Consider the following 25809-nt stretch of genomic DNA (forward strand, 5'->3'; position numbering starts at 1 on the left):
TCGCCGCATGGTCAGCCGCAGCAGGCGATCAACTCCGGCTCGAGGGTCTTCTGGAGCGCCGCGATCACCTCGTCCTCCTTCGGGCGAAGGTAGAAGTGATCGCCATCGAACATCCTGACCGCGAAGCCGGCCGTGGTCAGGTCGGCCCAGGCCTCGAGCTGAGCTTGCGCGACCGCCGGATCCCGGGTGCCGCCCATCGCGGTGATCGGAACGGACAGGGCCGCCCGCGGGACGTAGCGGTAGGTCTCGATGGCTTCCAGGTCGGCCCTCAGGACGTTGAGGAAGATCGGCAGCATCTCGGGGTCCTCCAGGATCTCCCGCGGCAGCGCCGCGTAGCGGTCCCGAAGCACCGCGATGAACTGCGCCTCCGGGAGCCGGTGGAGCGACGGGACCGCGCTCGGAAGATGCGGGGCGTGGCGCGCCGACGCGAAGAAGTGGACCGGGAGCCGCGATCCCCGCTCCGCGAGCGCGTGGATCAGCTCGAACCCGACCGCGGCCCCGAGGCTGTGGCCGAAGACGGCGTAGGGCCGGTCGAGCAGAGGCTCGAACACGTCCGCGACGGCCTTGGCCATTGCCGGGACGCTGCGCAGGGGCGCCTCCTTCAGGCGGCTCCACCGCCCCGGCAACTGGACCGCGCAGACCTCGATCTCGGGGGCGATCCTGCGCTGCCAGGTGTTGAACATCTGCGCGGCACCCCCGGCGTAGTGGAAGCAGACCAGCCTGAGCCGCACGCCCGGCCGGGGAGCCGCGGCGTGAAACCATGTCTTGTCGAGGGTCATGACAGCTCCTCCGCGGCGTCCGCGCCCGTTCCCTCGAGCACCTTGAGCTCGGCCTCGATCAGGGCGCGCAATTCGTCTTCCACCTCGTCGTCCGCGAGTCCCGGCCCGCCGAGGCCCGCTTCGGGCAGGGCACGCACGGCCGGTCGCGGCTCGTCTGCGCCCCGGCGAGGCTCCTGGTCCTCGAACCGCGCCAGGAGGTAGGCCGCGAGCGCGTCCAGGGTCGGGTAGTCGAAGATCACTGTCGGTGGAATCGCGACCGCGTACCCCACCCTGCCCTTGAGCCGGTTCCTGAACTCGACCGCCGCGAGCGAGTCCATGCCCTGTTCGACGAGCCCCGCCCTCGGGTCCACCCGCGCACCCAGAACCTCGGACAGTTCCTCCTGCAGGAACCGGCCGACCGCTTCCGCCCGCTCCGCCAGCGCACTCTCCGCGACGATGTCCGCCAGCGTCCTCGGCGCGGCACTCGATGTGTCCGGCACGTCCGCCTCCGCTTCGTTGAATTCGGCAAGGAAGGTTCCGGCATTCACCCGCTGACTCCCCTTGAGGATCTCCGCCCAGCGGATGTCGAACGCGCCGGCCTGCGCCACCCGGCCCCTCAGCAGGCGGCCGAACACGCGAAGGGCCAGGCCGGAATCCATCAGCGTCCGCCCGGCCGCCCCTGCCCCGGCCGGGCCATGGTCGCCCCGCAGCGCGGCGGCCAGGCCCTTCCCGTCCCAGTTGCCCCAGTTCACCGAGAGGCCCGGCATGCCGAGCCGTGCCCTCTCGTGCATCAGCAGGTCGAGGAACGCGTTCGCGGCGGCGTAGTTGGCCTGCCCGGCATTGCCGAGCAGCGAGGCCGCGGACGAGAAGCACGCGAAGAAGTCCAGAGGAACGGCGAGGTCCTGCGTCGCCGCGTGCAGGTTCCACGCGCCGAGGACCTTGGGACGCGCGACCGCCTCGAACTTGTCCCAGTCCTGGCGCTCCAGGGTCGCGTCGGCGAGCGTGCCCGCCGCGTGGACGATGCCACCGAGCGTCCGGGTTCGGACGTGCCGGGTCAGCCAATCCCGCAGACCGTCCGCGTCGGCGACGTCGAGGGCGACCGTCTCGATCCGGGCCCCGGTCCGACTCCGCAGCGCGTCGATCCTGTCGCGGACCTCCGGACCAGGATCGCTCCGGCCGATCAGGACCAGCGTCCGGGCGCCCTCCTGCTCGGCGAGCCACTGCGCCACGTCGAGGCCCAGCGCCCCGAGGCCGCCCGTCACGAGGTAGCTCTTGCCCGGGTCGCAGAGCGGGCGGTCGGGCGCCGTGCCGAGATCCGCGAGCCTCGTCAGGCGCGGGACGTACCTGACGCCGCCGCGAATCGCCACCTCGCTCTCGGCCGGATCCGCGAGCACCTCCTCCACCCATTCCGCCGATCCCGCCTCGACGTCGATGAGCCGGACGGCGATCTCGGGGCATTCCAGGCGGGCGACGCGCGCGAGCCCGATCAGGGGCGCCTGGGAGACGCTGAGGGGCGCCGCTTCCAGGCCGGTGCCCTGCGCGTTCCGCGTCACGACCAGCAGCCGCGGCCGCTCGGCCGCGCCCGCGCGGCTCCCTTGCGCCCGCGACAGCGCGCGGATCAGCTCCAGGCACGGGCCGTAGCCGCGCCGCGGGTCGAGCAGCGGGGCATCGCCCGCCACGAAGACGACGCTCCTCACCCCTTGGTCGGCGACGAGGCTGCGGGCTTCCGCCAGGGATTGCGCGACGTGCCAGCCGGCCGCCCGCGGGCCGAGCCGTCCCTCGACGATGCGGCGCGCCTGATCCGCGCCGTCCTCGGCGTAGACCAGGGTCGTCCCGCCGAGGAGCGCCTGCGCCGCGGCGGGGGTTCGCTCCCAGCGGACGCCGTAGGTGAGATCCCGGGCCGTGCCGAGGCTGGCCTCCATCACGGTCAGGCCCCGGATCTCGGCCAGCACCGCACCCGCGTCGTCGAGGATCCACACGTCGCCGGTATAGGACCGTCTGCCCGTTCCGGACTGCGAGACGAGGCGGGCGTAGCTCCACACCGCGCGCGCGTCCCCGAGCGCGCCGAAGCATCGCAGCGCGCCGATCCGGACCGGCAGGATCAGGGTCTCGCCGAGGACGCCCTCGGGCAGGCAGCTCGCGAAGGACTGCATGCCGCAATCCAGGACGGCCGGGTCGAGCACGAACCGCGGGGTCGCCTCGCCGACGGCGTCCGATCCCGGGCCGCGGATCCGCGCGAGCGCCTCGCCATCACCCTTCCAGAGGCCCTCGATGCGCCGCAGCGCGGGCCCGTAGCGAAGGCCCATCCTGTCGAACACGGCGTAGAGATCCGCACTCGGCGCGCTGCGGCACCTCCGCCGCACGTCCTCGATGTCGACCGCATCCGCCCGCGCAGCGGCACCGGGCCCGAAACGGCCGGTCGCGCAGCGGGTCCACGGCCCGTCCTTGAAGTGGATCTCGATCTCGCCGGAGGTCCGGTCCCCCGCCGCGCGCGGGCTGACGACGCATTGCAGCCGGTGGCTCTCTCCCGGACGCAGCATCGCGGGATTCTCGAACGCGACGGCCTCCAGGCCGACCGGCGTGGCCGGGCTCGCCTCGCGGCCGGCCTCGAGCATCATCTCGATGAACCCTGCCGCCGGGAAGACCGGCCCCGTCGCCGCCGACGCGACGACGTGGTCCCTCACGAAGTCGAACGATTCCGCGGCGAGCTCGACCTCGTGCACCGCCTTGTCCGACAGGACCGGGGATTCCAGTCGCGTGCCGAGGAGCGGCCGCGCCGCGGCGACCGTGCCGGACGGCGCGGGGTCGCGGCGGCCCGGCCGCGTCTCGATCCAGAAGCGCTTCCTCTGGAAGGGATAGGTCGGAACCCGAACCCTGCGCGGCGCGGCGCCGAAATCGACGCCCCGCCAGCGGACGGGCGCGCCGCTCGCGTAGGCTTGGCCGAGCGCGTGCAGGAACGATGCGTCCTCCGTCTCCCTCTCGTCCGCGGCCCCCGGCCGCTTGCTCCCCATCGTCGGCGTCCAGAGATGGCGGGCCGGATCGGGGACGCAGTCCTGGGCGAGGGCGAGCAGCGTCGGCCGCGGGCCGATCTCGACGACGTGCCACTCCTGCGAGTCCCGGACGAGGGCCTGCGCGCCGGCGCCGAACAAGACTGGCTGCCGGAGCTGGTCCGTCCAGTATCGCGCCGTGCGGATCTCGTCGGTGGCCTCCGCGCCGGTCAGGCTCGAGACGAAGCGGATCTGCGGCCGCGCGAACGCCACCTCGGATGCCCGTGCCTCGAAGGGCTGCAGGATCGGATCCATCAGCGGCGAGTGGAAGGCCCGCGTGACCTGCAGCGGCTTGACCGGAACGCCCTGCGCCTCGAAGTGCCGCGCCACCTCGCGGACGTCCGCCGCCTCACCGGACACCACGATGCTCCGCGGCCCGTTGACCGCCGCCACGCCGACCCTGCCGGCGTGGCGCGCGACGACCTCGTGCACCGCATCGGACGGGGCCGCGATCGCCACCATCGCACCCGGCTCCGTCCCGCGCTGCATCAGGCGTCCGCGGTCGGCGATCAGAAGCAGCCCGTCCTCCCAGCCGAGCACGCCGGCCGTCACGGCCGCGGCAAACTCCCCGACGCTGTGACCCAGGACGGCAGCCGGGCTCACGCCGCAGGATTTCCAGAGTTCGACCAGCCCGTATTGCAGCGAGAACAGGGCGGCTTGCGTGTACTCCGTCTGGTGCAGGCGCTCCTCGCCGCCGTCCGGGCCGCCTCCCCACATGACGTCGAGCAGGTCCACGCTGCGCTCCCGGCGCAGCAGCGCCGCGCAGCGATCCAGCGCGTCCCTGAACACCGGGAAGGTCTGGTAGAGCTGCCGCCCCATCCCGAGATACTGCGAGCCCTGTCCGGTGAAGAGGAATGCGATCCGCTTCGGCTCGGCGGGCGGGGCCGGCTCCCCGGCGGCGAGCGCCACGAGCTTCCGGCTCATCTCCTCCCGGGTGCGGGCCACGACCGCCGCCCGCCAGGGGAACTGGGCCCGGCCCGTGTTGGCGCTCCAGCAGAAGTCGAGGAGCGAGCCCGCTTCGGCCCGGTCGAGGGCCTCCGCGTAGCGGGCGGCCTGCTGACGCAGCGCCGCCCCGCTCTGGGCCGACACGCCGAGGAGGCAGGCCGCCCCCGCCGGCGGCTCCGCCTCGCCGGCGGCCGTCCTCTCGCGGGCCGTCGCGGCGGGTCCCTCTTCGAGGACCACGTGGACGTTCGTGCCCTGCAGGGCGAAGCCGCTGACGCCCGCGATCCGGCGCTTCGCGGTCCCCGTCTCCGGGGCGTCGTCCCGCTTCCAGGCGAGCGGCGCGACCAGCACCTGCGCGGGAATCTCGTCGAGCGCGATGTTCGGGTTGACCCGCTCCACGGGGAGTTGAGGCACCAGCAGCTCGTTGTCGAGCGACAGCGCCACCTTGATGATGCTGGCGATCCCGGCCGCGGCTTCGAGATGGCCGAGATTCGTCTTCACGGATCCGAGAAGCAGCGGCCTGCTCCGGTCTCCCCCCAGCGCGGCGCCGAGGGCGCGGACCTCGATCGGGTCGCCCAGGGGCGTGCCGGTCCCGTGGGCCTCCACGTAGTCGACCTCGTTGGGTTGGACGCCCGCGACGCGCAGGGCATTGCGGATCAGGGCCTCCTGGGCCGAGCCGTTCGGGACCGTGAGCCCGCTGCTCGCCCCGTCGTGGTTCACCGCGGAGCCGCGGATGACCGCGTAGATCCTGTCGCCGTTCGCGAGCGCGTCCCGCACCCGCTTCAGGATCACGACGCCGCAGCCCTCGCCCCGGACGAAGCCGTCCGCCGCCTCGTCGAAGGCCCGGCACTGGCCGGCCCGCGACAGCGCCCGCGCTCGCGACAGCAGGATGGTGTTGTCCGGCGCCAGCATGAGGTTCACGCCGCCCGCCACCGCCAGCGTGCACTCGCCGCGCCTCAGGCTCTGCGCGGCCTGATGCAGGGCGACGAGCGAGGAGGAGCACGCCGTGTCGAGCGTCAGGCAGGGCCCCTGCAGGCCGAGGAAGTGCGAGATCCGTCCCGCGGCGAAGCTCGCGCTGCTGCCGGTGCCGGCGTAGAGGCCGCCGCCGGTGACCCCTGCGCGCTGCACCAGGAGCGCGTAGTCCGAGTAGGAGAGCCCCACGAACACGCCGGTCGAAGTTCCCCGCAGCTCCGTCGGGACGATTCCCCCATCCTCCAGGGCCTCCCAGGTGACCTCGAGCATGAGGCGCTGCTGCGGATCGAGGAGCCGCGCCTCGCCCGGCACGATCCTGAAGAAGCCCGCATCGAAGGAATCGACCGGCTCCTGGAGGAACCCGCCCGTGCGCGCGTACGTCCTGCCCTCCGCGTCCGGATCGGGGTCGTACACGGCGTCGTTGTCCCAGCGCTCGCGGGGCACCGGCACGATGCCGCAGCGCTGCTCGCTCAGCAGGGACCAGTAGGCCTGCGGATCGGAGGCCCCGCCCGGGAACCGGCAGCCCAGGCCGACGATGGCGACCGCGTCCTCGTCCGGCGCGGCGGCTCGCGCCGGCTCGGCCGGAGCGGCCGCGGGGGCCGCGGGGGCGCCGCGCCGGGCCAGCTCGGCATCCAGGTACTCCGACAGCGCCTCGATGTTGGGATGGTCGAAGGCCAGGGAGGCGGCGATTCGCGCGTGCTCGCCGAACTGCTTCTTCAGCCGGTTGCGCAGCTGCACGGTCATCAGGGAGTCCATCCCGAGTTCGGAGAACCCGATCCGCGGATCCAGGGACTCGTCCCGGCCGCGGCCGAGGATCTGCGCCACCTCGGCCTGGACGACCTGCGCCAGCACGGTACGCCGCTCGGATGCGGGCAGCCCGAGGACGCGTTGAACGACGTCGCCCTTCGGCTGCGCGCCCCGCGCGGGCGTCCTGCCATAGGCTTCGAGGAAGCGCGGCACCCCCGCCTCGCCGTGGAGCGTGCGCAGGAAGCGCGGCCAGTCCACCGCCAGCGCACCCACCTGCCGCGCCCCGCCGTCGCGCAGGATCGCCTCCAGGAGCGCCATTCCCTCCTCGGGGTCGAGGGCGATGATCCCGGCCTCCCTGAGAGACCCTTCGGCGAGGTCAGCGACGCGGCCGATCCGGGCCCAGACGCCCCAGTTGATGCCGATCGTCCGCAGGCCCAACCCGCTGCGGTGATGCGCCAGGGCGTCCAGGAAGGCGTTGACCGCCGCGTAGTTCGACTGGCCGGCGAAGCCGAACAGCGACGAGGCCGAGGAGAACAGCACCATGAGCCCGAGGGGCTGGCGCAGCCTCAGGCTCGCCCGGTGCAGGTTCCAGGCCCCGAATACCTTGGCGGGAAGGAGGTCCGCGTAGTCGTCCCAGGTCTGGTCCGCCAGCGCGGCGTCCCGAAGGCTGCCGGCGGCGTGGATCACGCCTCCGAGCGGCGGGATCGCGCCGGAATCCAGCTCCGCGAAGAGCTCCTCGACCTCGCCGAGGTTCGCGAGATCCGTCATGCGCACGAGCACCTGCACGCCCTGCGCCCGCCACGCCTCGATCTCCTGCGACACCGCGGGCGAGGGCGCCCGGCGTCCGACGAGGACGAGGCTCCGCACCACCTTCTCGGCGATCAGCCAGCGCGCGGTCTCGACGCCCAGCCCGCCGAAGGCCCCGGCGATCAGGTAGGTCTTGGCAGCGTCGATGTCCGCCGCCGGCGCGGTCGCGCCCGCCGCCTTGGCGGTCAGCCGGGCGACGAGCCTCGTGCCGCCCGCGTAGCGGACCTGCCGGTCGTCGCGCGCATCCGAGGCGATCTCGTCGAAGAGCGGGGACGGATCCTCCCCGAGGTCGATGGCGACGCAGTCGAGCGCCGGGTGCTCGATCTGGATCACCTTCGCCAGACCCCACAGGGGCGCCTGCGAGAGGGCCGGCGCCGCGCCCGGGGCGTCGGCGTAGACGCCCCGGGTCACCACGTAGAGCGGCCGCTCCCGTCCGGTCCGGACGAGTTCCTGGGCGACGGCGAGCAGGGACGCGTAGCCGAGGCGCTGATCGGCGGCGAGGGCGTCGGGCGTGGGATTGCACGAGAAGGACTCGTCCAGCCCCCAGAGGAACACCACCTTGTCGAAGGCGAGCGCCCCTGCGCCGAGGCGCTCGCGCACGACCGACGCGCAGGCGTCGGCATCCAGGTCGCCGGACGCGGCGGACAGGGCCGTGCACGCGTGTGCGACCTCGACGAGCGTGATGCCGGCGCCCTCGCAGCGGGCGCGCAGGCTCTCTGCCACCCCGCCCCGATCCGCGAAGACGAGCCAGGTCTGCCCGGAGGACGGGGTCGATGCCGGACGCGCCGCCTCCTGCGGCACCCAGGTCACCTCGTGCTGCAAGCCGTGCAGGGACCGGCCGAGCATCCGCCGCAGCTGCCCCTGCGCCACGAGCGAGACCGTGAGCCCCTGGACCGACGCGATGGTCCGCCCGTCCGCATCCAGGATCGTGACGTCACCGGAATACCGGGTCTCGGACTGCTCGCGCAGGACCGCGTGGCTGAGGAGTCTCCCGGCCGGGAGGGTCCCGGTCCACGCCACGCTGTCGATCTGGACGGGAAGTCCGACGCGGGCGGCATCGCCGTCCTTCGCGCCGTCGACGCACTGGGACAGGACCTGGATGCACGCGTCGAGGATCGCGGGGTGGAGGATGTAGGCCGGGCGGGGGCCCGCCGCGAGCTCCTCCGGCCAGACCACCTCGCCGAGCGCTTCGCGCCGGCCCCTGAGCACCCGGGTCACGCCGCGGAAGCCGGGCCCGTACGCGATCCCCTGCGCCGCGAAGGTCGCGAAGCAGTGGTCCGCCGTCAGAACCTCCGGGCACCGCGCGCGCAGGGCATCCGGAGCCGCGGCCGCCGCGGCGGGCTCGGCCCCGAGGATCTCGATCCGGCCGCTCGCGTGGGAGGTCCAGGGCGCGGTGAGCTCCCCCTCGCAGCCGAGGACCGCGAACTCCGCCTCGACGCCGGGCGCCGGCCCCGCGGTCAGGACGCACTGGAGCCGGTAGCGCTTGGCGGGATCCAGCACGAGCGGGGTCGCGAAGTGAACGTCCCGCAGCACGCAGGCCGCCCCCTTCCCCCAGCGGACCGTCACCGCCTCCGCGACCAGTTCCAGGAACCCCGCCGCTGGGAACACGATGCGCCCCAGCACCGCATGGTCCGCGAGGAAGGCGAACCGGGTGGTGTCGATCTCGGCCTCGCACGTGACCTCGCCCGGACGGGATGCGCTCGCGAGGGTCTTGCCGATCCAGGGGTGGGCCCCGGTCTCGCGGTCACCCGCCGGAGCGGCCCGGGAGCCCGACGACACGTCGTTCCAGTAGCTCTTGCGATCGAACGGATAGGTCGGCAGCGAGAGCTTCCTGCGATGCGGGTAATCCCGGTCGAAGCCCTGGAAGTCAACGTCGTGGCCGCGCACGTAGAGCGCGCCGAGGCTCGCCAGCATCTCCTCCCACTCGTCCGCGTCGCGTCTGGCGGAGGGCAGCCAGGCGGTGTCGTCGTCGACCTCCGGGAAGCAGTCCTGGCCCATGCCGAGCAGCACCGGATGCGGCCCGACCTCGAGGAACCGGGTGTAGCCGAGGCGGCGCAGCGTCTGCATGCCGTCGTGGAAGCGGACCGGCTGGCGGATGTGGCGCGTCCAGTAGCCCGAATCGCACACGATCTCGGCCGAGGCCTCGCCGCCCGTCAGGTTCGAGATCAGCTGCAGGCTCGGCCGGCCGTAGGCGACGAGGTCCGCCACCTCCTCGAACGCTTCGAGGATCGGTTCCATCAGAGGCGAGTGCGAGGCGTTCGACACCGCGAGGAGCTTCGCCTTGATGCCCCTCCCCTGGAATTCTTCCACGAGGCGCCGCACCGCCGCCCTCTCGCCCGAGACGACGGTGTTCTGCGGGCCGTTGAGCGCGGCGATGGACACCCGGCCCGCGACAGTCGACAGGGCTTCGGACGCAGCACGCTCGCCGACGGCCAGGGAGGCCATCGCTCCCTCGCCCTGCGACCGCTCGACCTCGTGCATGAGGAGGCCCCGCCGGCAGATCAGCCGCAGGGCGTCCTCGAGGGAGAACACTTCCGCCACCGCCGCCGCCGCGTACTCGCCCAGGCTGTGCCCCATGACGGCGGCGGGCTCGATCCCGAAGCTCCGCCAGAGCGCCGTCATCGCCCACTCGTAGGCGAAGAGCGCCGGCTGCATGTAGTCCATGCGGTCGAGCAGATCGGTCCTGTCCCCGAACATCACGGAGAGCAGCGGCACCTCGCGGTAGGCGCTCACGATCTCGGCGCATCGGTCCAGGGCCCGACGGAAGGTGGGCTGGGTGGCGTAGAGGCGCCGGCCCATCCCGGGATACTGCGCGCCCCCGCCCGAGAACAGGAAGACGACGCCCGTCGCGCGGGCCGGCGCCGGCTGGACGGGGATCGTCACCCCGGCGGGAACCGTCTCGAAGTCCGACTCGACCAGGGTCCTCAGCCGGCCCCGCACGTCGTCGACCGACGCGCCGGTCACGGCCATGCGAAGGTCGAAATGGGCTCGGCCGAGATTCGCGGTGTGGCAGATGTCGGCCAGCGACGGCGCCCAGCGCATGGCGAGGTAGCGGCGCGCCAGATCCCGGAGCGCGCCCTCTGATTTCGCCGACAGCGCCAAGAGGTGAAGCGGCCGGTCGGCCTCCGGCGGCTCGGGGAGGACCGCCTCGGGCGCCTCTTCGAGCACCACGTGCGCGTTGGTGCCCTGCAGGGCGAACCCGCTGATGCCGGCGGCGCGCCTGCGCTCCCCTCTCCTCCACGCCAGCGGCTGCGCGGGCACCTGGGCCGGGATGCGGTCGAGCGCGAGGGACGGGTTGAGCGTCGCGAGGTTCAGGTTCCGGGGGATCAGTTCGTTCTGCAGCGCCAGCGCAACCTTCATCACGCTGGCAACCCCGGCCGCCGATTCCAGGTGGCCGAGATTCGTCTTCACGGAGCCGATCGTCAGGGGCTCGGCCCGGGATCCCGAGAACACCGCGCCGAGGGCGCGCGCCTCGATCGCGTCGCCGACGGGCGTTCCGGTGCCGTGTGCCTCGACGTAGTCGATGTCGGCGGGGCGCAGCGAGGCGGCCTCGAGGGCCTGCCGGATCAGCGCCTCCTGGGCCAGCGCGTTCGGCACGGTCAGGCCCTGGCTCGCCCCGTCCTGGTTGACGGCCGAGCCGCGGACGACTGCGACGATGCGGTCCTGTCGCGCGAGCGCGTCGGCGAGGCGCCTCAGGACCAGGACGCCGCATCCCTCGCTTCGCACGTAGCCGTCGGCCGCCGCGTCGAAGGTCTTGCAGCGGCCGTCCTTCGCGAGCGCCCTCATCTTGGAGAGCATGTCCGTGAAGTGCGGCGTCAGGATCAGGTTGACGCCGCCTGCGAGCGCCATCTCGCATTCCCGGCTTCGGAGAGCGAGGCAGGCTTGGTGTATGGCCACCAGCGACGACGAGCAGGCCGTGTCGATGGCGACCGACGGCCCCTGGAGACCCAGGACGTAAGACACCCGCCCGGCGGCGGCGCTGAAGACGCCCCCGAGCCCGACGTAGAGGCCGCCCTCCTGGATCGCGTGCGGGTTGAGCTGGAGGTGGAGATACTCCGGGTAGGAGATTCCCACGAAGACGCCGGCGCGGCTTCCGCGCAGGCGCGTCGGGTCCTCTCCCGCATTCTCGATGGCCTCCCAGCTGACCTCGAGCAGGAGTCGCTGCTGCGGGTCCAGGAAGCGGGCCTCATCGGGCGGAATGTTGAAGAACCCAGCGTCGAACCGGTCGATCGGCTCCTGCAGGAAGCCGCCCCACTTGGCGTAGGTCTTGCCGAGCCCGGACGGATCCTCGTCGTAGATCTCGGCGGCGTCCCACCTTTCCTTGGGAACCTCGACCACGGCGTCCCTGCCCTCCTTCAGGAGGTTCCAGTAGGAGGCCGGGTCGCCGGCGCCGCCCGGGAAGCGGCACGCCATGCCCACGATTGCGATCGGTTCATTCATGTCAACCGCGCCTCATCTCGGTCCGGGCGGAGCCCACGCACTCAGGCCGCCGCGATCGCGTCCAACAGGTGCTGGGACAGTTCCTCGACCGTGGGGAATTCGAACGCCACGGTGGCCGACAGTTCGATCGTGTCGCCCAGCGCCTCGCTCAGCCGCTGCCGCAGCTGGATGGCCTGCAGCGACTTCAGGCCCATGTCGCGGAAGCCGACGCCCCTGGCGCCGACCGGGGCGGCCCGCGCGGGCCTGTCGCGCCCGTTCAGGACCTCCGCGAGTTCCGCTTCCAGGAACTCGCGGACGATCCGCTTCCTGTCGTAGGGTCCGGCCGCGTCCCGGACCCGCTCCACGATCGACCCGGTGCACGCGCGCGCCGCGCCCTTCCGCGCCATCTCCCGCAGCACCGACTTCTTGATCTTGCCGCTCGCGGTCAGCGGGAAGGTCTCGACGAAGACCACGTCGCGGGGGATCTTATAGTCGGCGATCCGATCCCGGCAGAACGCTGCCACGTCCTCGCCCGTGAGGTCGTGGCCGGCACGGACCTTGACGTAGGCGCGGCAGCGCTCGCCGAGCACCTCGTCCGGCACTCCGACGATCGCGACCTGCTCGACGGCCGGATGCTCGTAGAGGTAATTCTCGATGTCGGACGGGAAGATCGCCATCCCGCCCTGCTTGATCAGGTCCTTCTTGCGGCCGACGATCCGGACGTAGCCCTCGGCGTCGAGGGTGGCGAGGTCGCCAGTGTAGAGCCAGCCGTCGGCGTCGATGATCTCCGCGGTCTGGCGCGGGTCCTTGTAGTAGCCCTTCATCACGGCGTAGCCGCGGCAGGCGAGTTCTCCGGTGGTTCCGAGGGGCACGGGCCTGCGCGTCTCGTCGACCACCCGCAGTTCGATCCCGGGCAGCGCCCGGCCCACCGTCTCGGCCCGGATGGCCGGCGGGTCGTCGAACCGCGTGACCGTCAGCGCGGGCGAGGTCTCGGTCAGGCCGTAGCTGACCGCCACGTTGCAGTGCATCCGGTGCATGATGTCCTTGACCACCTCGACCGGGCACGGCGCCGCGGCGATCATGCCGGTGCGAAGGCTCGTCAGGTCGAACGCGTCGAAGCGCGGCGCATTCAGCTCCAGCACGAACATCGTGGGCGTTCCGTAGAGAACGGTGCACCGCTCCTCCTCGATGGTCGCGAGCACCTCCTCGGCGTCGAACCTGTCCAGGATCACCATCGCGGCGCCAGCCGCGACCGCGCAGGCGATGCCCACGACCGCGCCGAAGACGTGGAAGAACGGCACCACCAGCAGAAGCGAGTCCCGGTTGGTGATCTCCAGGGCGCGATTCTCGTTCATCGCGGTCCAGATCATGTTCTGGTGCGATAGCATTACGCCCTTGGGGGCTCCGGTCGTGCCGGACGTGTAGAGGATCATCGCGACGCGATCCGGGTCCGCCGCCGCCCGTTCGCCGCGCGGCCCCGACAGCAGCGCCTCGTAGGGGATCCAGCCCGGGCCTGCTTCCGCCGCCTCTCCGGCCGCGGGCACGACGACGGCGTGCCGGATCCGGGGCAGCTTGGGCCTGAGATCGTCGATCAGCCGGACGTAGTCGGCGCCGTCGAACCTGTCGGGCACGACGAGCACGGTGATCTCCGCGTGCCCGATCACGTATTCGAGCTCGAGGCTGCGGAGCTGCACGCTCAGCGGCACGATCACGGCGCCGATCCAGGATGCGGCGAAGTACACTTCGAGGAACTCCGGCCAGTTCGGCAGCATCATGCCGACATGGTCGCCGGGCTTGATGCCGATCCCGAGCAACCCTCCGGCCAGACGCCGCGCCCTCTCGAACAGCTGACCGTAACTCATCCTCCGGTCCCGGAACACCACCGCCGGCGCGTCGGGGGTCGTATCGGCGGCGATCTGCAGGAGGTCCGGCAACGTCACCTTCGCGTATTCCATGGAACCAGTCTCCTGCCCGTACAGAGCGAGTGCGTCCGGCGCGTGCGGCGCGGGTGGGCAGCGCGCGGCGCGGCGCGTCTGCGCACGATCGTCATGGTGAGAAGAAGTCTAGTGCCTGCCGGCGGGCCGCTCGGTGCCGGACGTCACACGAGGACCATGCGTGCCAAATCCGCTCGATTGCTTCGGAAGGGCGGATTTGGTCTTGGCTCGACCGTGCGGAGCGTAGCTCCGCCGCGGGCTGGCGGGGGCGGGCTCCGCTTCGTTCGAGCGGAGCCCGCATCACCCGTCGGTCCGATGCCGCCCATCATGCGCTCGCCGAGGTCAGCGAGCGCGTCGATGGGCAGGCGCGGGGAGCACGCCGCCATCACGCTCAGCACCCGCCCGCTGCCCTCGTCCGGGGAAGAGGGGAGCGCACCTGTCCCGACATCGCTGCGGGGCACCCCTCCCGGACGGGAGACGGGCGCCCCGCGCAGCTTCCCTCTCCCGCACGAGCGTCCTCTCGGCGCGCCGATCAGGCCCGGATGCGGGCCAGCAGGTAATCGGCCGCCCCGTCGATAGTCGGGTGATCGAACACCATCATGGCCGGGATCTTCAGGTGAGAACCGAAGCTCTTCTGGATCCGGTTCTTGAACGCCACCGCGACGAGGGAGTCGACGCCGAGGTCCATGAAGTTGGTCTCGAGATCGAAGCGGTCGCGGCTGCCGCTTCCGAGGATGTCCTCCAGCAGCGACGAGATGTGATCCGTCAGGATCTCCTTCCGGGACGCCGGCGGGGCGAGCGTCAGCTGCTCCCACAGGAAGCCGTCTGCCCGTGTGGGCGCCACCTCCTCGACCTGGACCGGAGCGGTCGCGGCGGGGGCAGCGGACTTGCCGTCCACCCAATACCGGCTCCTCTGGAACGGGTAGGTCGGCAGGGCGAGCTTGCGCGCCGGAGCCGTCCCGGTCCCGCCCGTCCAGTCGATCTGCACACCGCGGGCATACAGCTGTCCCACGGCCCCGAGCCACTCCCGCGGATCGTCGTGGTCCTTCCTGAGCGATCCGACCCAGAGCGCCGCCTCCGGCGACGGCAGGCATTCCTGCCCCATCGCGGTCAGGACCGGGTGAGGACCGATCTCGACGAAGACCCGGCACCCGAGCCGGTCGAGTTCGGCGACCCCGTCGCCGAACAGCACCGCGCCGCGCGTCTGCCGCTGCCAGTACTCCGCCCAGTCCATTCCCTCGCCGCCGATGGACCGGCCGGTCAGGTTGGAGACCATGCGGATCTCGGGCGCGCGGTACGCGATCCGCGCCGCGACCGCCCCGAACTCCCTCAGCATCGGCTCGACCAGCGGCGAGTGGAACGCGTGCGACACCGTGAGCGGCCGCACGCGCAGGCCCCGCCCGCGGAGGGCCTCGCCGAGCACCGCGATGGAGTCCGTCTCGCCCGATAGGACGGTGCTGTTCGGCCCGTTCACGGCCGCCACCGCGACCTTGCCGCCGGCCTCGGCGAGCCATCCTTCGAGTTCCGGGAGGCCGGCCGCCACGGCGATCATCTGGCCCGTCTCGCAGAGCTGCCCCATCAGCCGTCCCCGCGCGGCCACGAGCGTGAGCCCGTCCTCCAGGGACATCACGCCGGCCACCGTGGCGGCCACGTACTCGCCGACGCTGTGGCCGAGCACCGCCGAGGGCCGCACGCCGCAGGCGCGCCACGCCTCGGCCAGCGCGTATTCGAGCGCGAACAGGCAGGGCTGCGTGTACTCGGTCCGGTGCAGCCGCCGCTCATCCGCGCCGGACCACAGCAGGTCCAGCAGGGAACATCCGAGCAGGGGCGAGACGATCTCCGCGCAGCGATCCATCGCCGACCGGAAGGCCGGCAACCACGCGTACAGCTGCTGGCCCATGCCGAAGTACTGGGCGCCCTGACCGGTGAACAGGAAGGCGACCTTCCCCGGGTCGCTCGCGGGCGAGAACCTGCGGGCGGATTGCGCCCGCAGCGCCGCGACCAGCTCCTCCGCGGTGGATCCCACCACCGCGAGCCTGTGACCGAAGTGGCCCCTGCCGCGCTGGGCGGTGTGGCACACGTCGCGAAGCGAAACATCCGGATTGGAGGAGAGGAAGGCCGCGTAGTCGGAGGCGAGCCTCTGCAGAGCGGGCTCGCTCTTGGCCGAGAGCGCGAGCACCTCGCAGGGGCTCCGGTCCGCCGCGGGCGAGGCGTCCGCCCCGTCCCGGTACTCCTCGACGATCACGTGGGCATTCGTGCCCTGCAGCGCGAAGGCGCTGACGCCCGCGATCCGGCTCTCCCCGTCGCTCCGCCACGGGGTCAGTTCCGTCGGGATGCGCGCCGGGATGTCGTCGAGCGAGATGTACGGATTGAGCGTCCTGAAGTGCAGGTGCGCCGGGATGGCGTGGTGCTGAAGGGACAGGACCACCTTGAGCAGGCCGGCCATGCCGGCGGCCGGCTCCAGATGACCCAGATTCGTCTTCACCGAGCCGACGTAGAGCGGATGCCCCGCGTCCCGCCCCTCCCCGAGCACCGCGCCGATGGCGCGCATCTCGATCGGATCGCCCAGGGAGGTGCCGGTGCCGTGCGCCTCGACGTAGCTCACCTCCGCCGGAGCCACCGCCGCCTGCCGGAGCGCCTGCCGGATCAGGGCCTCCTGGGCCCGTCCGTTCGGGACCGTGAGGCCGCTGCTCGCCCCGTCCTGGTTGACCGCCGAGCCGCGGATCACCGCCAGGATGCGATCGCCGTCCGCGACCGCGTCGGACAGCCGCTTCAGGAGCACCGCGCCGCAGCCCTCCCCCCGCGAGAAGCCGTTCGCGGAGGCGTCGAACGCCTTGCTCCTGCCGTCCGGCGCCAGCGCCCTGGCGTGCGACAGGGCGATGGTCGATTGCGGCGACAGGAGGAGATTGACGCCCGCCGCGATGGCCAGCGTCGATTCCCGCAGTCGCAGGCTCTGGCACGCTTGGTGAACCGCAACCAGTGACGAGGAGCACGCCGTGTCCAGGGTCACGCTCGGCCCCTGCAGGCCGAGCAGGTACGACACCCGGCCCGAGGCGTAGCTGAGGCCCGTGCCCGTGCCGCTGTAGAGCCCGGCCTCCTGGATGGTCCGGGGATCGTCCTGAAGGCGGGCGTAGTCCATGTTGGACACGCCGACGAAGACGCCGGTGTCGCTGCCGAGCAGGTCGGCCGGCGGGATCCCAGCATTCTCGAGTGCCTCCCAGGTCACTTCGAGCAGCAGCCGCTGCTGCGGGTCCATGAACTTGGCTTCGTGGGCGGGCACGTCGAAGAACGGCGCGTCGAACAGGTCGATCCGCTCCTGCAGGAAGCCGCCCCACTTCGCGTAGGTCTTGCCGACCGCGTCCGGGTCCGGGTCGAAGAGGGCGTCCGCGTCCCAGCGGTCCTTGGGAACCTCGATCACCGCGTCCCGTCCCTCGGTCAGCAGCTGCCAGAACCTGTCCGGATCCGACGAACCCCCGGGGAAGCGGCACCCCATCCCGACGATCGCGATCGGCTCGGCGGCGCCGGGGCGCGCGACCGGCGCCCGCTGCGCCGCCGGGTCTTGCGCCGCCGGGCCTTGCGCGGCCGGCGCCGTCGCGGAGGGCGCGGCGGGGGCCTTGGCGTCGGCGGCGGGGGCCTTGGCGTCGGCGGCGGGGGCCTTGGCGTCGGGAAGCGCCGCCAGGGCGTCGCCCAGGAAGCCGGCCAGCGCCTCGACGGTCGGGTAGTCGAACACCAGCGTGGCCGGGAGCTTGACCCGGTCGCCGATCCCCTTCCGCAGCCGGTTCCGGAGTTCGACCGCCATCAGCGAATCGACACCCAGATCCTTGAAGCCCTTGCGGGGATCGAGCTTCTGCTCGCCCTGCATGCCCAGGACGAGCGCCAGCTCGCCCTGCACGAACGCCGTGAGGACGCTTCCCCGCTCGGCCGACGGCGCCGCCGCGAGCTGCGAGAGGAGCTTCGCGCCGGCCGCGTCGGGCCGCTTGCGCGCCCCGTCCCGCGGCTTGACGATCTCGCTCAGGAAGGGCGGGACCTCTCCCGCGCTCCTGCGCAGCACCTCGTTCCAGTCCATGGGCAGAACGCCCACCTGGCCCCCGCGCTGGCGCAGCAGCTGGCCGAACAGCGCGACGCCCTCCTCCGGGCTGATCGCGCCCATCCCGGTCGCGATGGCGTTCGACCGCACGAGGTCGGCGGCGAGCCCGACCTCGGACCACGCGCCCCAGTTGATGCTCAGCCCGGCGAGGCCGCGGCTGCGCCGGTAGGCCATGAGCGCGTCGAGGAAGGCGTTGGCGGCGGCGTAGTTGGCCTGGCCGCTGTTCCCTAGGAGCGAGGCGGCGGACGAGAAGCATACGAAGAAGTCGAGCGCGCACCCCGCCCGCTGCGCGGCTCGGTGGAGGTTCCACGCCCCGAGCACCTTGGGCGCCATGACCCGCTCGTACTTGTCCCAGCTCTGCTGTTCCAGCACGCCGTCGTCCCGCAGGCCGGCGGCGTGGACGATCCCCGCGAGCGGCGGGCACCCCTCTCGCTCCATCTGCCGCAGCAGGTCCGCGACGGCGTCCGGGTCCGCGACGTCGACCGACCGCACGAGAATCCGCGCGCCCTGCTCCTCGAGCCCGCGCAGGGCCTCCAGGGCGGCGTCCGAGGGACCTGAGCGGCCGACGAGCACCAGCTCGCGGGCACCTTCCCGCTCGACCATCCAGCGCGCCACCGTCAGGCCGAGCCCGCCGAGGCCACCCGTGATCAGGTAGGTCGCGCCCGCGCGGCACGCGCCCGCCTCGCCGGAGGCCGTCGCGTGCGAGACGACGATCTTCCCGGTGTGCTTCCCCTGGGCCATGAACCGGAAGGCGTCCTTGACGTCCAGGAGCGGGTAGCTGCGCCGCGGCAGCGGCGTCAGGCGCCCGGCGGCGAAATCCGCCATGACTTCCCTGAACAGGCCGCCGACCAGCTCCGGCTGCGACGTCAGCTCGTCGAGGGCGATGGTGAAGCTGGAGATGCCGGGGCGGAACGCGAGCGCCTCCGCCTCGGACCAGATTCCCACCTTCCCGATCTCGAGGAAGCGCCCGCCCTCGCGGAGCAGCCCGAGGCTCTTCGGAATGAACTCGCCCGCGAGCGAGTTCAGCACGAGGTCGACGCCCTCCTGCCCCGTCGCCCGGAGCACGTCGTCGTGGAAGTCGAGGCTGCGCGAGGAGAAGACGTGCCGGATCCCCAGCGACCGCATCAGGTCGGCCTTCTCGGGCGACCCGACGGTGACGAAGATCTCGGCGCCCGCGTTCCGGGCGAGCTGGATCGCCGCCATGCCGACCCCGCCCGCCCCGGCGTGGATCAGCACGCGCTCGCCGGCCCTCATGCGTCCGAGACGGTTGAGGGCGTAGTGCGCCGTGAGGAACACGACCGGAATGGTGGCCGCCTCCTCGAAGGACATCCCGTCGGGAATCCGCATCACCACCTGGGGCAGCGTGGCGATGTGCGAGGCGAAGCTGCCCGCCAGGATCGTGAGGACGCGGTCGCCGACCGCGAAGTCCACGACGTCCTCACCCACCGCCGAGACCACGCCGGCCGCGTCCTGCCCGAGGGGACCGGGATCCCCCGGATACATGCCCATCACGCCCAGCACGTCGCGGAAGTTGAGGCCGGTCGCCTTCACGGCGATCTCGACCTCGCCCCGGCCGAGCGGGCGGCGGGTCATCGGCACGACGCGCAGGTTGTCGATCGCGCCGCGCTCGGCGCAGTCCAGGAGGTAGCTCTCCGCCGGAAGCGACAGCCCGCCGGCCCGGTCCCGCCGGGCGAGGCGGGCCACGGACCGCCGGAGCCCGCCGGCCTCACGCGCGTAGGCGATCTGCTCCTCGGCCGGGACAGCGCCGACCTCGGCGCGCAGGGCCGCCGGGTCGATCCGGTCCTCGAAATCGACGCTGATCCACTTCGCCTCCGGATGTTCGAGCCGAAGCGTGGTGAACAGGCCGCGCAGCGGGGAGACGAGGATGCCCTCCCCCTGCACCGCCTCCTCGGTGACGAGGTAGAAGGCCCGCGTGCCGTCCTGCTTCACGAGGAGCTGGACCGCGCGCAGCACGGGCAGGTAGGCGTCCCGCTGCGCGCGCCCAACCGCGTCCGCCGCGAGATCGTCGAGGCGGGTCGCCCCCCCGCGGGCGCCCGGCCCGGGCACGAAGATCGCCTTGTCCGGCGCGCCCTCCGTGTCGAGCATGCGGCGCATCGCGGCAAGCAGCCCCTCGTCGTCGCCATCGAGCGGCAGGCGCTCCACGCGCCGGCCCTCGCCCGCGAGTGCGGCGCAGAGGTCCTCGCCGGCGGGCCCGCTGCCCGCGAAGACCCAGATCCGGCCGGCTCCGGGATCGGCCGGGGCGTCGAGCGGGCGGGGGAGCCAGCGCAGCTCGTACAAGAGATCCTGGTCGGCGACGCCGAGGCTCTTGAGCACGCTCTCCTTGGCGGCTTGCACGACCCTGAGGCCGAGGATCTCGGCCAGGACCTCGCCACGGGCGCCGAGGATCCGCGCGTCGCCCGTGAAGGCCTTGCCCTCGCCGCCGTCGCGCAGGACGACGTGCCCGTTGAGTTCGCCGTCGGACGGGAGCTTGCGGACGCGCAGCGTCTCGATCCCGACCGGCAGGTAGGCGATCCCGGCCGGGCCGTCGTCCGGAATGCTGTGGGCCAGCAACTGGAAGCACGAATCGAGGATGACGGGATGCAGGTGGTAGCCCGTCTCCGGGGAGGCGCGCGCCGCCTCGGGCAGGCTCAGCCGAGCCAAGGCCTCCTTCGGGCCCCGCGACACCCGGTCCAGGCCCTGGAAGGCCGGGCCGTAGGCGATCCCCGTGGTCTGGAAGCGCTCGTAGCACTGCTCCCCGACCAGGTCCTCGGCGCAGCGTGCTCGGATGGCGTCGAGATCCTGGTCGGGCTTGAGCGCGAGCGAATCCTCGCCCGCGACGGCCGCGATCCGGCCGCTCGCGTGGCGGCTCCAGCCCTGGCCCTTGCCGAGGAGCTGGAAGTCGTGAGCGTCGCTGCCCTCCTCGCGGGTCAGGACGCATTGGAGCTGCCGGCCTGCGCCCTCCTCCAGGATGCAGGCCTGCTCGAACACGACGTCCGAGATCGCCAGCTCGTCGGCGCGAAGGCTCTCGGCGCCCGCCGCGAGGGCGATCTCCAGGAACGCGGCCGCCGGCACGAGCACCCGCCCGTACACCCGATGGTCGGCCAGATACTCCGGAGCGCCCGGCTCCAGTTCCGCGATGGCGATCGTGGTGCCCGGAGCCACCGCCGATTCCACCGAGGACGCCAGCAGCGGATGGCGGCGGGATCCGGCCAAGACGAGCCGCGCCGGCTTGTCGTTGGCCATCCAGTAGCGCTGCCGCTGGAACGGATAGGTCGGCAGGCTCAGCTTGCGCCTGCCGAAATCGCGGTCGTAGCTCTCCCAGTCGAGGTTGACACCGGCCGTGTAGAGATGGGCGGCCGCCTCGAGCATCTCCCGGCAATCGTCTTGGCCGCGCCGGAGCGAGGCCCGCCAGATCCGCGAATCCGGATCGGACAGGCAGGTCTGCCCCATTCCGATCAGGACGGGATGCGGCCCGATCTCGAGGAAGCAGCGGCATCCCGCTTGCTCCAGCGTGCGCATGCCCTCGCTGAAGCGCACGGTCCCGCGGACCTGCCGGCTCCAGTAGCCGGGGCGGGCCATCTCCTGGCCGGAGATCGCCTCGCCCGTCACGTTGGAGATCAGCCGGACCCGCGACGCGTGGTGCGTGAGCCCCGCCGCGATCCCCTCGAATTCCTCCAGCATCGGATCCATGAGGGCCGAATGGAAGGCGTGGGATACGGTCAGCCGCTTGACCCTGACATTCCGGCCCTCGAGCGCGGCGGCGGCCGCCGCCACGGCGTCGCGCTCGCCCGAGATGACGGTGGCGGCGGGCCCGTTGATCGCCGCCACGGAGACCCGTCCCTCCCACCGCTCGATCAGCGCCCCCACCTCGGCGGCGTCGGCCTCGACGGCGCACATGTCGCCCGGCGTGCACCGCTCTTGCATCAGGCGGGCCCGGTGGGCGATCAGCGTGAGCCCGTCCTCCAGGCTCAGGACGCCGGCCACGGTGGCCGCGCAATACTCGCCGACGCTGTGGCCCAGGGCCGCGCCGGCCCGGATCCCCCAGGACTGCCACAGCTGCGCGAGGCTGTATTCCAGGGCAAACAGCGCCGGCTGGGTGTAACGCGTCTGGTGAATCAGCTCCGGGCTCGCGCGGCCCCACATCACGTCGAGCAGGTCCACGTCGAGGTGGCTGGCCAGGAGCCCGGCACAGGCGTCCATCGCATTCCGGAAGGACGGCTGGGTCTCGTAGAGCTGCCGCCCCATGCCGAAATACTGGGAGCCCTGGCCGGTGAACAGGAAGGCGACCTTCGGCTGCTCGGTCTCCGCCGCCCCGCCCGCCGCCTGCTCGACGACGTCCTTGAGCTTGCCGACGAGTTCGGGCCGGGTCCCGGCCACCAGGGCGGCGCGCCGTCCGAAGTGGCACCGGCCCGCATTGGCGGTGAAGCAGTAATCCCCCAGGTCCGGTTCGGTCCGCTCCAGCTGCGCGACGTGCCGCGCCGCCAAGTCCCGCAGCGCGGCGTCGTTGGCGGCCGAGAGCGCGAGCAGGTGGGCCGTCCGCTCCGGTCCGGCCGGCCTCTCCGCGGGAGGCGGCGCCTCCCCGAGGACCACGTGGGCGTTGGTTCCGCTGAATCCGAACGCGCTGACGCCCGCCGCCCGCCGCCGCCCGCCGCGCCGCCACGGGGCCGGCTCGGTGACGATGCGGGCGGGAACGTCGTCGATGGCGATGTGCGGGTTCAACTCCTTGAAGTGGAGGTGCGGCGGGATCTCGTCGTTCTGCAGGGCGAGAACGACCTTCATGATGCCGGCCACGCCCGCGGCCACTTCCGTGTGCCCGATATTGGTCTTCACCGAGCCGAGCATCACGGGCTGATCCGCGGAGCGACCCTCGCGCAGGACGTTTCCGGCGGCGCGCACCTCGATCGGGTCGCCGAGCTTCGTGCCCGTCCCGTGCGCCTCGAGGTAGTCGATGTCCGCGGGCCGCAGCTTCGCGCGCTTGAGGGCGGTGCGCATCACCGCCTCCTGGGCCGGTCCGTTCGGCACCGTCAGGCCGCCGCTGGCCCCGTCCTGGTTCACGGCCGAGCCGAGCACGACCGCCAGGATGCGGTCGTTCTGCCGGACAGCGTCGGAGAGGCGCTTCAGCACCAGCACGCCGCAGCCCTCCGACTGGGCGTAGCCGTCCGCGCCCGCGTCGAAGGTGCGGCTGAAGCCCGTGAGGGAGAGCGCCTTCGCCTGAGAGAAGCAGAGCGTTCCGTAGGGGCCGAGGATCAGGTTGACCCCGCCGGCCAGTGCGAGATCGCACTCCCCGCTCCGCAGGCTCTGACAGGCCAGATGCACGCTCACCAGCGAGGACGAGCAGGCCGTGTCCAGGGAGACCGACGGGCCCTGGAGCCCGAGCACGAAGGAGACCCGGCCGGCGACGACGCTGTGGCCGTTGCCCGAGGCCACGTAGAGGCTCTGCTCCTCCACCCGGGAGGGCACCGACAGCATCTTCGAGTAGTCGAAGTTCATGACCCCCATGAAGACGCCGGTCGCGCTGCCGGCGAGCCGCGTCGGGTCGCAGCCGGCATTCTCCAGGGCCTCCCAGGTCACTTCCAGCAGGAGCCGCTGCTGGGGATCGATGTACTGGGCCTCCCGCGGCGAGATCCGGAAGAACGCGGCGTCGAACTGGTCCACGTTCCAGTGCAGGTAGCCGCCCGTCCGCACGTAGGTCTTGCCCGGCCGCCCGGGCTCCGGGTCGTAGAAGGCGTCCGCGTCCCACCGGTCCTTGGGGATCGGCACCATGCCGTGGCGGCCGCCGCGCAGGAGATCCCAGAACGAGTCCGGATCGTGGGCGCCGCCCGGGAAGCGGCAGCCCATGCCGACGATGGCGATGGGCTCGTCCCGCTGGCGCTCCAGCGTGTCGACCTGCGCGCGCAGGCCCTTCAGCACGGCGAGCTGCTGCCTCGCCAGGGCCTGCGACCCGGCCGGTCCGGCCGCTCCGTTCTCAAGGCTCATGCCGTTCCTCCCGTCTGGACCTGCTCGCCCGCGAACCGCACGATCTGCCTCGTGCGGCACACCAGGCCCGCCCGCTGACCGAGCCGCACCAGAAGGACCCAGGTCGGGAGGAAGGTCAGTGCGATAGCAAACAGGAGGGCCACGAAGACGGCGACGAGGGGCTTGCGCGTCGGACCGTTCGGCGTCGAGCAGGTTGCGATCAGCAGCGCGGAGGCGCGGAAGATGCTCTTGCCCACCGCCTCGGAGGTGGCCGTGGTCGTGAGCGCCTCGGATTGGCGCAGGGGCGGGACCGCTTCTCCGGGCCCGGGATCGAGGCCGAGATGGGCCAGCATCGCCCTCCCGAAGCGGCCGGCCGAGCGGATCGCCTCCGGCGCGACGCCGGCCTCGGGGATGTAGCGCGACACCGACTTCCTGCCCGTGATCAGCCAGAGGGGCGTCGACACGAAGGTGACGGGCCGGTTGCCCGAGCGGTCCTTGAAGGTCACGTGACCGATCAGCTTGGAGCCGAGGCGTGCCAGCTGCTCCTGCATGCTGATCTGCGCCTGCGACCACATGCTCCGGCAGGTGACCACCGTGACCACGTCCGTGCCGGCGAGGACGCGGGCCTTCTCGGACTTCAGGAAGCTCATCATCGGAGTCGCGACCGAGAGGAACCATACCGGATAGGCGAGGACCACGAGGTCGTACGTCTCGTCTCGCGGGAAGGACGGCTCCTCGATGGCACCCGCCACCTCGCGGACCGCCTCGGGGAATACCGAGAAGAACGACAGGAAGCTCCACGGGAAAGGATAGGCGGTGGCGGGCCGGATCCGTTCAAGGTGCAGGTCGACCTCGCCGTCGCGCCGCAGCGGTTCCAGCAGATGATCGATGATCATCTCCGTCTGCCCGCTGTTCGAATAGAAGAGGCAGAGGACTTTGCGTGTCATGGCGCAGCCCTCAGACGGCGGTCAGCAGGATGTAGGACATGGTGAAGCGCCCGCTCTCGGGCACGAACAGCAGCACCTGATCGCCGGGCCTGAGCCGGCCCGACTTGAACAGTTCGTCGAGCATGGCGTAGGGCGAAGCCGAGCCGACGTTGCCGACCCGCTCCAGGTTCATGAACCATTTGCTTTCGGGAATATTCAATCCGTACTCCCCCATGTGCTTGAGCATCTGCTCCTTGAAGAAATAAGAAGAGATGTGCGGCAGGAAGTACGTGACTTTGTCCTCGTCGAGCCGGCGGCGGTCCTTGACGGTCCGGTACGCGCGCGCGCCGAGAGCGAGCATGTGCTCGTTCAGGAGTTCCACGTCCTGCTTGAAGGCGAAGACGGAGGCCTTGTGCCATGTCTCCGGGGGCAGGTTGCGGTACCCGACGAGCCGGCCGTCCTCGTCCTTGACTGCGCCGTGATACATGCAGACGTCGTGTTCGCCGGCGTACGAGACGACGTCGACCCACTCGATCCGCAAGGACACCCGGGCGGGGTCGGGCTTCGACCGCACCAGGACCGCGCCGGCCCCGTCCGAGAGCATCCAGCGCAGAAAATCCTTCTCGAAGGCCAGGATCGGGTTCTTTTCCAGCTGGATCTGCCGCTCGCGGAATTCCGGCGTGAAGAAGCTGCCGCGCATGAAGCTCGACGCGGCTTCCGATCCGGTGGCGACGGCGCTCTCCGCCTCGCCGGTCGCGACCATGAGCTGCGCGGATTTCAGGCTCTGCGCCCCGACCACGCACATGCCCTCGAACGAGGCGACCTCGCAGGGCGGGCTCCTGAGGAGCCCGTGCACCATGACCGCGTGGGACGGCCGCACCTGATCCGGCGAGGACGTGCCGCAGGCCAGGAAGTCGAGGCTCTCCAGGCCCTCGGGCTCGCCCGCGAACAGGCCCCTGACCGCCGCCGCGGTCATCTCCGCGTTGGTGTGCGTGGCCCGTCCGGTCTCAGGATCGATCGCGTAGTGGCGCGCCTTGATCCCGTTCTTCTCGAGGATCAGGGGCCGCAGCGCCGAGGGCTTGGACCCCGCGATGCCGAGCACCGCCTCCATCTCGTCGTTGCCGACGGGCCGGTTGGGAAGGAACAGGGACGTGTTCGTGATGTAGGCGTGGTGCATGGTCGCCACCTCTCGGGCCTGCGATGTGGACGTGTGAT

6 protein-coding genes are annotated in these 25809 nt (G+C 71.9%); all 6 read right to left on the reverse strand.

What is annotated here, in order from left to right; all coding sequences use genetic code 11:
• Window positions 1–11: 11 nt before the first annotated feature.
• The gene (locus QA634_RS00860; RefSeq protein ID WP_012330166.1) at window positions 12–779 is read right to left on the reverse strand and encodes a thioesterase II family protein; all 768 of its coding nucleotides are present in this window, start codon (window positions 777–779) and stop codon (window positions 12–14) included.
• Window positions 776–11713, reverse strand: a complete 10938-nt coding sequence (locus QA634_RS00865) for a type I polyketide synthase (RefSeq protein ID WP_012330167.1) — start codon at window positions 11711–11713, stop codon at window positions 776–778. Before QA634_RS00865 ends, QA634_RS00860 begins: the two co-directional genes overlap by 4 nt.
• 41 nt (window positions 11714–11754) lie before the next feature.
• Window positions 11755–13647, reverse strand: a complete 1893-nt coding sequence (locus tag QA634_RS00870; protein ID WP_012330168.1) for a long-chain-fatty-acid--CoA ligase — start codon at window positions 13645–13647, stop codon at window positions 11755–11757.
• A 511-nt stretch (window positions 13648–14158) separates the two neighbouring features.
• On the reverse strand, window positions 14159–23689 hold the full coding sequence (locus QA634_RS00875) for a type I polyketide synthase (RefSeq protein WP_012330169.1): 9531 nt from the start codon (window positions 23687–23689) through the stop codon (window positions 14159–14161).
• Window positions 23686–24615 carry a flavodoxin family protein gene (locus tag QA634_RS00880; RefSeq protein ID WP_012330170.1) on the reverse strand — a complete coding sequence of 310 codons (930 nt, stop codon included), beginning with the start codon at window positions 24613–24615 and terminating at the stop codon, window positions 23686–23688. The genes QA634_RS00875 and QA634_RS00880 overlap by 4 nt, the downstream gene beginning before the upstream one ends.
• Window positions 24616–24625: 10 nt before the next feature.
• Complete coding sequence (locus QA634_RS00885) at window positions 24626–25771, reverse strand: beta-ketoacyl-ACP synthase III (protein WP_012330171.1); 1146 nt, start codon at window positions 25769–25771, stop codon at window positions 24626–24628.
• Window positions 25772–25809: the final 38 nt, after the last annotated feature.

It is taken from the genome of Methylobacterium sp. CB376 (assembly GCF_029714205.1).
Lineage (GTDB): Bacteria > Pseudomonadota > Alphaproteobacteria > Rhizobiales > Beijerinckiaceae > Methylobacterium.

Coding starts and splice junctions, on each gene's coding strand:
- QA634_RS00880 (WP_012330170.1), bottom strand. CDS start 24,615: ATGACACGCAAAGTCCTCTGCCTCTTCTATTCGAACAGCGGGCAGACG.
- QA634_RS00875 (WP_012330169.1), bottom strand. CDS start 23,689: ATGAGCCTTGAGAACGGAGCGGCCGGACCGGCCGGGTCGCAGGCCCTG.
- QA634_RS00870 (WP_012330168.1), bottom strand. CDS start 13,647: ATGGAATACGCGAAGGTGACGTTGCCGGACCTCCTGCAGATCGCCGCC.
- QA634_RS00865 (WP_012330167.1), bottom strand. CDS start 11,713: ATGAATGAACCGATCGCAATCGTGGGCATGGCGTGCCGCTTCCCGGGC.
- QA634_RS00885 (WP_012330171.1), bottom strand. CDS start 25,771: ATGCACCACGCCTACATCACGAACACGTCCCTGTTCCTTCCCAACCGG.
- QA634_RS00860 (WP_012330166.1), bottom strand. CDS start 779: ATGACCCTCGACAAGACATGGTTTCACGCCGCGGCTCCCCGGCCGGGC.